This window comes from Streptomyces sp. NPDC107559 (assembly GCF_055657365.1).
Genome location: NZ_JBVKBD010000002.1, coordinates 959,112 through 971,095, shown reverse-complemented (window position 1 = coordinate 971,095; position 11,984 = coordinate 959,112). Strand labels below are relative to the sequence as shown.

The 11,984-nt window shown below is 73.5% G+C and carries 8 protein-coding genes; 5 read left to right on the top strand and 3 right to left on the bottom strand.

Annotated elements, in window-relative coordinates; all coding sequences use genetic code 11:
• The first annotated feature begins 63 nt into the window (after positions 1 to 63).
• Entirely contained in the window at positions 64 to 891 is an 828-nt protein-coding gene (locus ACZ7OY_RS10690) for an enoyl-CoA hydratase family protein (RefSeq protein ID WP_471911056.1), read from the top strand.
• Between the two features lie 8 nt (positions 892 to 899).
• Positions 900 to 3,254, top strand: a complete 2,355-nt coding sequence (locus tag ACZ7OY_RS10685) for a bifunctional salicylyl-CoA 5-hydroxylase/oxidoreductase (protein WP_471911055.1) — start codon at positions 900 to 902, stop codon at positions 3,252 to 3,254.
• A gap of 83 nt (positions 3,255 to 3,337) precedes the next feature.
• Here ACZ7OY_RS10685 and ACZ7OY_RS10680 read toward each other — a convergent pair whose 3' ends face one another.
• Together ACZ7OY_RS10680 and ACZ7OY_RS10675 are read right to left on the bottom strand one after the other, a co-directional pair.
• Positions 3,338 to 4,150 (bottom strand): PaaX family transcriptional regulator, encoded by an 813-nt coding sequence (locus ACZ7OY_RS10680; RefSeq protein ID WP_471911054.1) that lies wholly within the window; start codon positions 4,148 to 4,150, stop codon positions 3,338 to 3,340.
• A 40-nt stretch (positions 4,151 to 4,190) separates the two neighbouring features.
• On the bottom strand, positions 4,191 to 5,792 hold the full coding sequence (locus ACZ7OY_RS10675; protein WP_471911053.1) for an AMP-binding protein: 1,602 nt from the start codon (positions 5,790 to 5,792) through the stop codon (positions 4,191 to 4,193).
• Positions 5,793 to 5,929: 137 nt separating this feature from the next.
• On the opposite strand from ACZ7OY_RS10675, the gene ACZ7OY_RS10670 reads away from it, so the two are divergent.
• Together ACZ7OY_RS10670 and ACZ7OY_RS10665 are read left to right on the top strand one after the other, a co-directional pair.
• Positions 5,930 to 7,390, top strand: a complete 1,461-nt coding sequence (locus tag ACZ7OY_RS10670; RefSeq protein WP_471911052.1) for an acyl-CoA dehydrogenase family protein — start codon at positions 5,930 to 5,932, stop codon at positions 7,388 to 7,390.
• Complete coding sequence (locus tag ACZ7OY_RS10665; protein ID WP_384724054.1) at positions 7,387 to 7,785, top strand: RidA family protein; 399 nt, start codon at positions 7,387 to 7,389, stop codon at positions 7,783 to 7,785. The genes ACZ7OY_RS10670 and ACZ7OY_RS10665 overlap by 4 nt, the downstream gene beginning before the upstream one ends.
• 19 nt (positions 7,786 to 7,804) lie before the next feature.
• Here ACZ7OY_RS10665 and ACZ7OY_RS10660 read toward each other — a convergent pair whose 3' ends face one another.
• Positions 7,805 to 7,999: a DUF5999 family protein gene (locus ACZ7OY_RS10660; protein ID WP_471911051.1), complete on the bottom strand. Its 195-nt coding sequence runs from the start codon at positions 7,997 to 7,999 to the stop codon at positions 7,805 to 7,807.
• 307 nt (positions 8,000 to 8,306) lie between these two features.
• Here ACZ7OY_RS10660 and ACZ7OY_RS10655 point away from each other — a divergent pair, with 307 nt between their 5' ends.
• Positions 8,307 to 11,984 carry a nitrate reductase subunit alpha gene (locus ACZ7OY_RS10655; RefSeq protein ID WP_471911212.1) on the top strand — a complete coding sequence of 1,226 codons (3,678 nt, stop codon included), beginning with the start codon at positions 8,307 to 8,309 and terminating at the stop codon, positions 11,982 to 11,984.

The following is an 11,984-nucleotide window of genomic DNA, read 5'->3' as shown; positions in this document are numbered from 1 at the left end:
ATAGCTTCATGAGGTAGAGACCGGACAGGCAGTGCCCGCGCTCCCGCCCGAGGAGGCCGCCCCATGAGTCCCTTCACCGGCTCCGCCACCCGCACCCCGGACTGGCGGCATCTGCGCGTCGAGCACGCCGACGGCGTCGCCACCGTCACCCTCTCCCGCCCCGACAAGCTCAACGCACTCACCTTCGGCGCCTACGCCGACCTGCGCGACCTGCTCGCGGAGCTGTCCCGGGAGCGGTCGGTACGGGCTCTGGTGCTGGCCGGCGAGGGGCGCGGCTTCTGCTCCGGCGGCGACGTCGACGAGATCATCGGCGCCACCCTGGCGATGGACACCGCCCAGCTCCTCGACTTCAACCGGATGACCGGGCAGGTCGTCCGGGCCGTACGGGAGTGCCCGTTCCCGGTGATCGCGGCGGTGCACGGGGTGGCGGCCGGGGCGGGAGCGGTGCTCGCGCTCGCCGCGGACTTCCGGGTCGCCGACCCCTCCGCCCGCTTCGCCTTCCTCTTCACCCGTGTCGGCCTGTCCGGCGGCGACATGGGCGCGGCCTATCTGCTGCCCAGGATCGTCGGCCTCGGACACGCGACCCGGCTGCTGATGCTGGGCGAGCCGGTGCGCGCACCCGAGGCCGAGCGGATCGGTCTGGTCAGCGAGCTGACCGAGGAGGGCCGCACGGACGAGGCCGCCCAAGCGCTGGCCCGTCGGCTGGCCGACGGCCCCGCCCTCGCCCACGCCCAGACGAAGGCACTGCTCACCGCGGAACTGGACATGCCGCTGGCGGCGGCGGTGGAGCTGGACGCCTCGACCCAGGCCCTGCTGATGAACGGCGAGGACTACGCCGAGTTCCACGCGGCCTTCACCGAGAAGCGCGCGCCGAAGTGGCGCGGCAGGTGAGCACCGCGATGACGCGCGAGACGGCCGACGGGACGCCCCGCGGGGCCACCGGAAGGGAGACCGCCGAGGCGAGGGGCGGGGCGACCGGGCCGGTCCGCAAGGTCGCCGTCGTCGGCGGCGGGCCCGGCGGCCTGTACACGGCGGCCCTGCTCAAACGCCTCGACCCCACCCGGGAGATCACCGTGTGGGAGCGCAACGCCCCCGACGACACCTTCGGCTTCGGGGTCGTACTGTCCGACGAGACGCTCGGCGGCATCGAGCACGCGGACCCGGTGGTCCACGAGGCGCTCAAGGCCGAGTTCGTACGCTGGGACGACATCGACATCGTGCACCGGGGCGTGCGCCACCGCTCGGGCGGCCACGGCTTCGCCGCACTGGGCCGGCGCCGGCTGCTGGAGATCCTGCACGAGCGGTGCCGCTCGCTCGGCGTGGAACTGCGCTTTCGCACCGAGGCGCCGCACCCGGACCGGCTGGCGCGGACGTACGACCTCGTCGTCGCCGCCGACGGCGTGCACAGCACCACCCGCGAGGCCTACGCCGACGTCTTCCGGCCCAGCCTGACCGGCCACCGCTGCCGTTACATCTGGCTCGCCGCGGACTTCGCCTTCGACGCCTTCCGCTTCGAGGTCGCCGAGACCGAGCACGGCGTGATGCAGCTGCACGGCTACCCCTACTCGCCCGACGCCTCGACGGTCATCGTGGAGATGCGCGAAGAGGTGTGGCGGGCGGCCGGGTTCGGCGAACTCGACGAGGGCGAGTCGGTCGAGCGCTGCGCCAAGATCTTCTCCGAAGCACTCGGCGGCCGGCCGCTGCGCTCGCGCAACTCCCTGTGGACCGCCTTCCGTACGGTGGTCAACGAGCGCTGGTCGCACGGCAACGTCGTCCTCCTCGGCGACGCCGCCCACACCGCCCACTTCTCCATCGGCTCCGGCACCAAACTGGCCGTCGAGGACGCCCTGGCCCTGGCGGCCTGCCTGACCGAACAGGACACGACGGCAGCGGCCCTCGCCGCCTACGAGCAGGAGCGCAAGCCCGTCGTCGCCTCCACCCAGCGTGCCGCTCGCGCCAGCCTGGAGTGGTTCGAGAACGTCGGCCTGTACCTCGGCCAGCGGCCGCGCCAGTTCGCCTTCAACCTGCTCACCCGCAGCCGCCGCGTCACCCACGACAACCTGCGGCTGCGCGACGCCCACTTCACCGATTCCGTGGAGCGCGAGTTCGGCTGCCCGCCCGGCACACCCCCGATGTTCACCCCCTTCCGGCTGCGCGGCCTGACCCTGCCCAACCGGGTCGTCGTGTCCCCCATGGACATGTACTCGGCGGTCGACGGCGTACCGGGCGACTTCCACCTGGTCCACCTGGGCGCCCGGGCGCTGGGCGGAGCGGGCCTGGTGATGACCGAGATGGTGTGCGTGAGCGAGACGGGCCGGATCACCCCCGGCTGCACCGGCCTCTACACCGGCCGGCAGACCGAGGCCTGGCGGCGGATCACCGACTTCGTGCACACGCGCTCGCCGGGCGCCGCCATCGGGGTGCAGCTCGGCCACAGCGGTCGCAAGGGCTCCACCCGGCTGATGTGGGAGGGCATCGACCAGCCGCTGCCCGAGGGGAACTGGCCGATCGTGGCGGCCTCGCCGCTGCCGTACCGGCCGGACGGCCAGACCCCGCGCCAGCTCTCCCGCGCGCAACTCACCGACATCCGCGAGCAGTTCACGGCCGCCACCTGGCGTGCCGCCCGGGCCGGCTTCGACCTGCTCGAACTGCACTGCGCCCACGGCTATCTGCTCTCGGGGTTCCTTTCCCCACTGGCCAACCTGCGCACCGACGCCTACGGCGGCTCGCTCGCGAAACGGCTGCGGTTCCCCCTGGAGGTCTTCGACGCCGTACGCGGGGTGTGGCCCGAGGAACGGCCCATGACCGTACGCATCTCGGCCACCGACTGGGCCGAGGGCGGCACCACGGCCGAGGACGCGGTCGAGATCGCCCGCGCCTTCGCCGCGCACGGCGCCGACGCGATCGACGTGTCGACCGGCCAGGTGGTGGCCGAGGAGGAGCCGGACTTCGGGCGGTCGTACCAGACGCCGTTCGCCGACCGGATCCGGCACGAGGTCGGCATCCCGGTGATCGCGGTCGGCGCGATCTCCTCCTGGGACGACGCCAACTCCCTGATCCTGGCCGGGCGTACGGACCTCGTCGCGCTGGCCCGCCCGCATCTCTACGATCCGCACTGGACGTTGCACGCCGCCGCCGAGCAGGGGTACGAGGGTCCGGGCGTCGCCTGGCCCGACCCCTACCGCGCGGGCAGTCGGCCCCCGCGGACCGGACGCACGGACGCTCCCAAGCCCCGTCTGTCGCTAGGTACTTGAGGACGTACGGAACGAACGCCGGGCGGCGGGGGAGCCCGTCGTCGCCGCGGACCTCCCCGTGGCGGTCCGCGGCCCCCGGCCGGTCACAGGCCCACGAACTCCGCGCCCGTGTCCCGCAGTCGAGCGTGCAGCTCCCGGAACACCGCCGCCGAGCGCTCGCCCGGCCAGTCCGCGGGAAGCAGCCGCACGGGCAGTCCGGGGTCGGTGTAGGGCAGCCGGCGCCAGGAGTCCAGGGCGAGCAGATAGTCGCGGTAGGCCGCCTCGGGCGAGGCCTCCGCCCGTCGCTCCCAGTCGTGCAGCACGCGCGCGTGCCGGTCGAGGTACTCCTCGTGCTCCTTGGCGATCGCCGCCAGGTCCCACCAGCGGGAGACCGCCTCGACGGTGGGCGCGAAGCCCAGGTGCTCACCGCGGAAGAAGTCGACGTACGGATCGAGGTGCAGCCGCCGGAGCGTGTGCCGGGCCTCCTCGTGCAGCCGGGCCGGGGCGATCCACACGCCCGGCGCGGCGGTGCCGAAGCCGAGACCGGCCAGCCGGGAGCGCAGGACGTGCCGCTTCTGCCGCTCCGACTCCGGCACGGAGAACACGGCCAGCACCCAGCCCTCGTCGGCAGGCGGGGCCGTGGCGTAGATCCGGCGGTCGCCGTCCTCCAGCATCTGCCGGGCCTCCGGGGACAGCTCGTACCCGGCCGCGCCCTGCTCCGTACGGGCCGGCAGCAGCAGACCGCGCCGCTTGAGCCGGGACACCGACGACCGCACGGAGGGCGCGTCCACGCCGACCGCGGCCAGCAGTCTGATCAGCTCGGCGACGGGCATCGGGCCGGGCATGAAGCGGCCGTACGCGCCGTAGAGCGTGACGATGAGGGACCGGGGGGCGTGCTGCTCGGACACGTTGATCATCTTAGGTCGTCGAGACCGTCACGGGGCACCATCGGGCGCATCACTGCTGGTCACCCTCGGTGCGCAGGCGGAAGCGCTGGAGCTTGCCGGTCGCCGTGCGCGGCAGCGCGTCCAGAAGGACGATCTCGCGCGGACACTTGTACGGGGCCAGTTCCTCCCTGACGAAGACGCGCAGCGCCTCCGCGTCCGCCCGTGCGCCCTCCCGCAGCACGGCGTACGCCACCACGACCTGTCCGCGCGCCTCGTGGGGCCGCCCGACCACCGCGGCCTCGACGACGTCCGGATGGCGCAGCAGCGCGTCCTCGACCTCCGGGCCCGCGATGTTGTACCCGGCCGAGATGATCATGTCGTCGGCGCGGGCGACATAGCGGAAGTAGCCGTCGGGGTCGCGGACATAGGTGTCGCCGGTGATGTTCCAGCCGTCGCGCACGTACTCCCGCTGCCGCGGGTCGGCGAGGTAGCGGCAGCCGACCGGACCGCGCACCGCCAGCAACCCGGGCTCCCCGTCGGGCACCGGGTTCCCGCTCTCGTCCTGCACGCGCGCGTGCCAGCCCGGCACCGGCACCCCGGTCGTGCCGGGCCGGATGTGCTCGTCCGCGGCCGAGATGAAGATGTGCAGCAGCTCGGTGGCGCCGATGCCGTTGATGACCCGCAGGCCGGTCCGCTCGTGCCAGGCCCGCCAGGTGGCCGCGGGCAGGTTCTCGCCCGCGGAGACACAGCGGCGCAGCGACGACACGTCGTGCCCGTCCAGCTCGGCGAGCATCGCGCGGTACGCGGTCGGCGCGGTGAACAGCACGGAGACCCGGTGCTCGGCGATCGCGGGCAACAGCTGCCGGGGGGCGGCCTGTTCGAGCAGCAGGGTGCTGGCGCCGGCCCGCATCGGGAAGACCACGAGACCGCCCAGCCCGAAGGTGAAGCCGAGCGGGGGACTGCCCGCGAAGACGTCCTCCGGCCGCGGCTGGAGGATCTGCCGGGAGAAGGTGTCCGCGATGGCCAGGACGTCCCGGTGGAAGTGCATGCAGCCCTTGGGGCGGCCGGTGGTGCCGGAGGTGAAGGCGATCAGCGCGACGTCGTCGGCCGCCGTGTCCACGGCCCGGTACGGGGTGCCGGGCGCCGGGCGGTTGAGCAGGTCGTCGAGCCCGTCACCGCCGTACGTCGTGATCCGCAGGCCCGGCACCTCCGCCTTGGCCAGGTCGTCGACGGCCCGGATGTCGCACAGCGCGTGCCGGACCTGCGCGATCTCGCACATCGTGCGCAGCTCGTGCGGGCGTTGCTGTGCCAGCACCGTGACGGCGACCGCGCCCGCCTTCAGCACCGCCAGCCAGCAGGCGGCCAGCCACGGCGTGGTGGGGCCGCGCAGCAGGACGCGGTTGCCGGGGACGACGCCGAGGTCACCGGTGAGCAGATGGGCGAGCCGGTCCACCCGGGTGCGCAGCTCCCCGTAGGTCCAGGTCCCGGCGGTGGGGGTGCGGAACACCGGACGGCCGGGGTCGGCGTGGTCCAGGAGCTCGGCGGCGCAGTTCAGCCGTTCGGGGTAGCACAGCTCCGGCAGGTCGAAGCGGAGTTCGGGCCACTGCTCGGGCGGCGGGAGATGGTCGCGCGCGAAGGTGTCGACGTGCGCGGAGTGGATCGGGCCGGCCATGGGCGGTTCGCCCCCTTGCCGTCGTGGGCGTCGTTTGGGCTCGCGCAAGGAGCGTATCGCCTTGGTGACGACAGTCAACGGTACGCGATACCGTCGGGGGTGGGAGTGGCCGTACAGGTCAGGAGAGAGGACCGGCGATGCCCGCATTCGCGCTCGAACCGGAACATACCGTCCGATGTGCCGAACTGCGCGCCCTGGCCGCCGAACGGCTGCGTCCGATCGCCGACCGGGGTGAGCCGGGGCGCGTCAACCGGCCGCTCGTCGCGGAGCTCGGCCGACTTGGCCTGCTGGCCCGCCTGTTCACCGCCGGCGCGCTCGACCTCTGTCTGCTGCGGGAGTCCCTGGCGTACGCCTGCACCGAGGCCGAGACGGCCCTCGCCCTCCAGGGCCTGGGCGCCCACCCGGTGCACGCCCACGGCACCCCCGCCCAGCGCGAGCGCTGGCTGCCCCGGGTGGCCGACGGCAGCGCGGTGGCCGCGTTCGCGCTGAGCGAGCCCGGCGCGGGCTCGGACGCGGCGGCGCTGGCCTTGCGGGCGGAACCGGTCGGGACGGCCGCGGTGGCGACGGCCGCGGTGGCGACGGCCCTGCGGGCGGAGCGGGTCGGGGCGGGCGCGACGGCGTCGCCCCGGCCGACGGAACCCGCGGGGGCAGGCGCGACGGCCGCCTCCGACGGTGCCGCGCGGGGCGACGGCGTGCGGGGCGGTGCCGTGCGGGACGGTGGCGCGCGGCACGGTCACGCGGGGGACGGTGGCGCGCGGCACGGTCACGCGGGGGACGGCGGCGCGCGGGGCGGTGATGCGCGGGGCGGCGGCGCGAGGACCGGTGCCGTGCGGGACGGTGACGCGCGGGGCGGTGGCGCGCTTACCGCCGAGCCCGACGGTTCCTCCGGCTGGCGGCTCACCGGCGAGAAGTGCTGGATCTCCAACGCCCCCGAAGCCGACTTCTACACCGTCTTCGCCCGCACCACCCCCGGCGCGGGTGCCCGCGGCGTGACCGCGTTCCTCGTCCCCGCCGACCGCCCCGGCCTCACCGGCACCGCCCTGGACATGCTCTCCCCGCACGCCATCGGCGCCCTCGGCTTCGACGCCGTACCCGTCACCGCGGACGACGTGCTCGGCGGGACCGACCGCGGCTTCCGGGTCGCCATGGGCACCCTCAACCTGTTCCGGCCCAGCGTCGGCGCCTTCGCCGTCGGCATGGCCCAGGCCGCCCTGGACGCGACCGTGCTGCACACGGCCCGACGGGACGCCTTCGGCGGCAAACTGAGGGACCTTCAGACCGTCGCCCACCAGGTCGCCGAGATGGCGCTGCGCACGGAGGCGGCCCGCCTGATGGTGTACGCGGCGGCGACGGCGTACGACGAAGGCGCCCCGGACATCCCCCGGCGTGCCGCCATGGCGAAACTGCTCGCCACCGAGACCGCCCAGTACGTCGTCGACACGGCCGTCCAGCTGCACGGCGCACGGGCGCTGGAACGCGGCCACCTGCTGGAGCACCTCTACCGCGAGGTGCGCGCCCCGCGCGTCTACGAGGGCGCGAGCGAGGTCCAACGAGGCATCATCGCCAAGGAGTTGTACGCCCAACTGGAGGTGCAGTGACCGCCGAGCGCGTCAACCCGCCCGAACTGTCCCCGCCGACCGGCTTCTCGCACGCCGTCGTCGCCACCGGGTCGCGCCTGGTCTTCCTGGCCGGCCAGACCGCGCTGGACCCGGGCGGCACGGTCGTCGGCGCGGACCTGCCCGAGCAGTTCGAGCGGGCGCTCACCAACCTGCTGACCGCGCTCAAGGCCGCCGGCGGCACCCCCGCCGACCTGGCGAGGGTCACCGTGTACACCACGGACCTCGCCGACTACCGCGCCCGCGCCCCCGAACTCGGCCGTATCTGGCGGCGGTTGGCCGGACGCGACTACCCGGCGATGGCCGTCGTGGGCGCCGTGCGGCTGTGGGACGAACAGGCGCTGGTCGAACTCGACGGCTTCGCCGTGCTGGCGTAGCACCCGTGGGCGGCGAGGATCAGGCCGCCACGGTCAGGTCGTCGGCGAACACCCGGTGGGGAGCGATCACACGGCCGTCGGGGAGCAGTTCGCCGCTGTCGTCGAAGACGATCGCGCCGTTGCACAGCAGGCTCCAGCCCTGCTCGGGATGGGCCGAGACGATGTGCGCGGCGGCGGCGTCCGCGGACGGGCACGAGGACCGGTGTGAACACATGGTGCACCTCCACCTGGGACGCGAGGAGTGTCGGCGGCGCTGTCGTCGCCCTCGCATGAAGAGACCATGCGCGCGCGGCGCACCGAGCGGAACAGTCCGCCGCGAAGCGTGACAGCACCAGGACAACTCTCGGACGCCCCCGGGACGGACGATGCCGGTCCGCCGACGACGGCTGCCTCCCCGCCCGCGCGTTGATCACCCTTTCGGCTCCGCGCGCGTGCGGACGCCGTGCGGCGGTGGTGCGCTGGGGTGGCACCGGCCGAGAGGAGCATCCGTGCCCGCGACCAAGGCCCCAGGCGCCGGCGGGATGGACGGCAGGGCCAGTGACCTGCTGCTGCGTACCGGGCGGTTCTTCCGGCGGGGTGAGACCTCCGCCGATCTGCGCACCCTTTCCAAGGAGGGCGGGCGCAGCGGCGACGTCTTCTACCGGGACCGGTGGAGTCACGACAAGGTCGTGCGCTCCACGCACGGCGTCAACTGCACCGGTTCCTGCCGATGGAAGGTGTACGTCAAGGACGGCATCATCACCTGGGAGACCCAGGAGACGGACTACCCGAGCGTCGGTCCGGACCGCCCCGAGTACGAGCCGCGCGGCTGCCCGCGCGGGGCCGCATTCTCCTGGTACACGTACTCGCCGACCCGGGTGCGCTACCCGTACGTCCGCGGCGTGCTGCTGGAGATGTACCGGGAGGCGAAGGCGCGCACCGGCGACCCCGTCACCGCGTGGGCCGACCTCCAGGCCGACCCCGAGCGCCGCCGCCGCTACCAGCGGGCGCGCGGCAAGGGCGGTCTGGTGCGGGCGAGCTGGGACGAGGCGGTGGAGCTGGCCGCCGCCGCGCACGTCCACACCATCAAGGCCCATGGGCCCGACCGCATCGCGGGCTTCTCGCCGATCCCCGCGATGTCGATGGTCTCGCACGCCGCCGGGGCCCGGTTCCACTCGCTCATCGGCGCTCCCATGCTGTCGTTCTACGACTGGTACGCCGATCTGCCGGTCGCCTCCCCGCAGGTCTTCGGCGACCAGACCGACGTCCCCGAGTCGGGGGACTGGTGGGACGCCGCGTACCTGATGATGTGGGGCAGCAACGTCCCGGTCACCCGTACCCCGGACGCGCACTGGATGGCCGAGGCCCGCTACCGCGGCCAGAAGGTCGTGGTCGTCTCCCCGGACTACGCCGACAACACGAAGTTCGCCGACGAGTGGCTGCACCCCCACCCCGGCACCGACGGAGCGCTGGCCCTCGCGATGGGCCATGTCGTGCTCAAGGAGTTCTTCGTCGACCGGCAGGTGCCGTTCTTCACGGACTACGTCCGGCGCTTCACCGACCTGCCGTTCCTGGTCACCCTGCGGGAGCGCGACGGCGGGCACGTCCCGGACAAGTTCCTGCGCGCGTGCGACCTCGGCGACACCGCGGAGGGCGCGGAGTGGAAGACCGTGGTCCTCGACGACCGGACCGGCCGCCCGGAGGTCCCCGGCGGGTCGCTCGGCTTCCGCTGGACCGAGTCGGGCGAGGGCCGGTGGAACCTGGAACTCGGGGACCTGGAGCCCCGGCTCTCCCTGTACGGCCGGGACGAAGCCGTCCCGGCCGAGGTGCTGCTGCCCCGCTTCGACACCGACGGCGGGCCGCACGGCCAGGGCAGCGGGGCGGTCCGGGCTGCCGGCGTCCCCGCCGTCCGGGTCGGCGACCGTCTGGTGACGACCGTCTACGACCTGCTGCTCGCCCAGTACGGCGTCGGCCGCCCCGGACTGCCCGGCACCTGGCCGAAGGGGTACGACGACGCCTCCGTCCCCTGCACCCCGGCCTGGCAGGAGGTCCACACGTCCGTCCCGGCCGCGGCGGCCGTCCGTACCGCGCGGGAGTTCGCGGGCACCGCCGAGCAGTCCCGGGGCCGCTGCATGATCCTCATGGGCGCCGGCACGAACCACTGGTTCCACTCGGAGACGATCTACCGGGCCTTCCTCGCCCTGCTCCAGCTCACCGGCTGCCAGGGCCGCAACGGCGGCGGCTGGGCGCACTACGTCGGCCAGGAGAAGTGCCGCCCGGCGACCGGCTGGGCCACCCTCGCCGCCGCGTCCGACTGGTCCCGCCCGCCACGCCAGGCGATCGGCACCGCCTACTGGTTCCTGAACACCGACCAGTGGCGCTACGACCACTACCGCGCCGACATCCTGGCCTCCCCGCTCGGCAGCGGGGCCTTCGCCGGGATGACGGCTGCCGACTGCCTGGCCCAGGCGACCCGTTCGGGATGGATGCCCTCCTACCCGACGTTCGACCGCAACCCGCTCGACCTGTGCGACGAGGCGGGCGACGAGGACCCGGTCGGGTACGCGGTGAACCAACTCCGCGAAGGAAAGCTGGGATTCGCCGGAGAGGATCCGGACGCGCCCGCCAACTGGCCTCGGATCGTGACTCTTTGGCGGGCCAATCTCCTCGGTTCGTCGGCGAAGGGCGCCGAGTACTTCCAGAAGCACCTCCTCGGCACCACCTCCTCGCTCGGTGCCCAGGAGGCCGGGCCCGGGGAGCGGCCGCGCGATGTGCGCTGGCACGAGAAGGCACCCGAGGGCAAACTCGACCTGCTGCTGTCACTGGACTTCCGCATGACGTCCTCCACCCTCATGTCGGACATCGTCCTGCCGGCCGCGACCTGGTACGAGAAGCACGACCTGTCCAGCACCGACATGCACCCCTACGTGCACTCCTTCACCCCGGCCGTCGACCCGCCCTGGCAGGCCCGTACCGACTTCGCCGCCTTCCACGCCCTCGCCCAGGCCTTCTCCGCGATGGCGGCGAAGCATCTGGGGGTGCGCCGCGACCTCGTCGCCACCGCCCTCCAGCACGACACCCCGGGCGAGACCGCACAGCCCGGGGGCGTCGCGCTGGACTGGCGCAAGGGCGAGTGCGAGCCCGTACCGGGCAGGACCATGCCTCGACTGACCGTCGTGGAGCGGGACTACGGCGCGATCGGCGAGAAGATGGCCACCCTCGGCCCGCTGGCGGAGAAGCTCGGCCTGCCGGTCAAGGGCATCGCCTTCGACGTGGCGGAGGAGGTGCGGCTGCTCGCCGACCGGCACGGTATGCGGCTGGCCGGACCGGCGGTGGGACGGCCGCTCCTCGACACCGCCGTCAAGGCGGCGAACACGATCCTCGCCCTGTCCGGCACCACCAACGGCCACCTCGCCACCCAGGGCTTCCACACCCTGGAGCGCCGCACCGGACAGCCGATGGCCCACCTCGCCGCCGAGCACGAGGGCAAGCGCGTCACTTACGCCGACACCCAGGCGGCCCCCGTGCCCGTCATCACCTCCCCGGAGTGGTCCGGCAGCGAGTCGGGCGGGCGCCGCTACACCGCCTTCACCCTCAACACCGAGCACGCCAAGCCCTGGCACACCCTCACCGGCCGCCAGCACTTCTTCCTCGACCACGACTGGATCCACGAACTCGGCGAGGCGCTGCCCGTCTACCGGCCGCCGCTGGACATGCGGCGGCTGTTCGGCGACCGGGTCTCCACCGGGGGCGACGGCCGGGCGGAGGTGACCGTCCGCTACCTCACCCCGCACAGCAAGTGGTCCATCCACTCCGAGTACCAGGACAACCTCCTCATGCTGTCGCTCTCCCGCGGCGGCCAGAACATCTGGATGTCCCCGCAGGACGCCGAGGCGATCGGCGTACGCGACAACGACTGGATCGAGGCGGTCAACCGCAACGGCGTCGTCGCGGCCCGCGCGGTCGTCAGCCACCGCATGCCGCAGGGCACGGTGTACATGCACCACGCGCAGGACCGGGTCGTCGCCACCCCCAGGACCCAGACCACCGGCAGGCGCGGCGGGACCCACAACTCCCTCACCCGGCTGCTGCTCAAACCGTCCCATCTCATCGGCGGCTACGCCCAGTTGAGCTGGGCCTTCAACTACCTGGGGCCGACCGGCAACCAGCGCGACGAGATCACGGTCATCCGGCGCCGCACCGAACCGGTGGAGTACTGA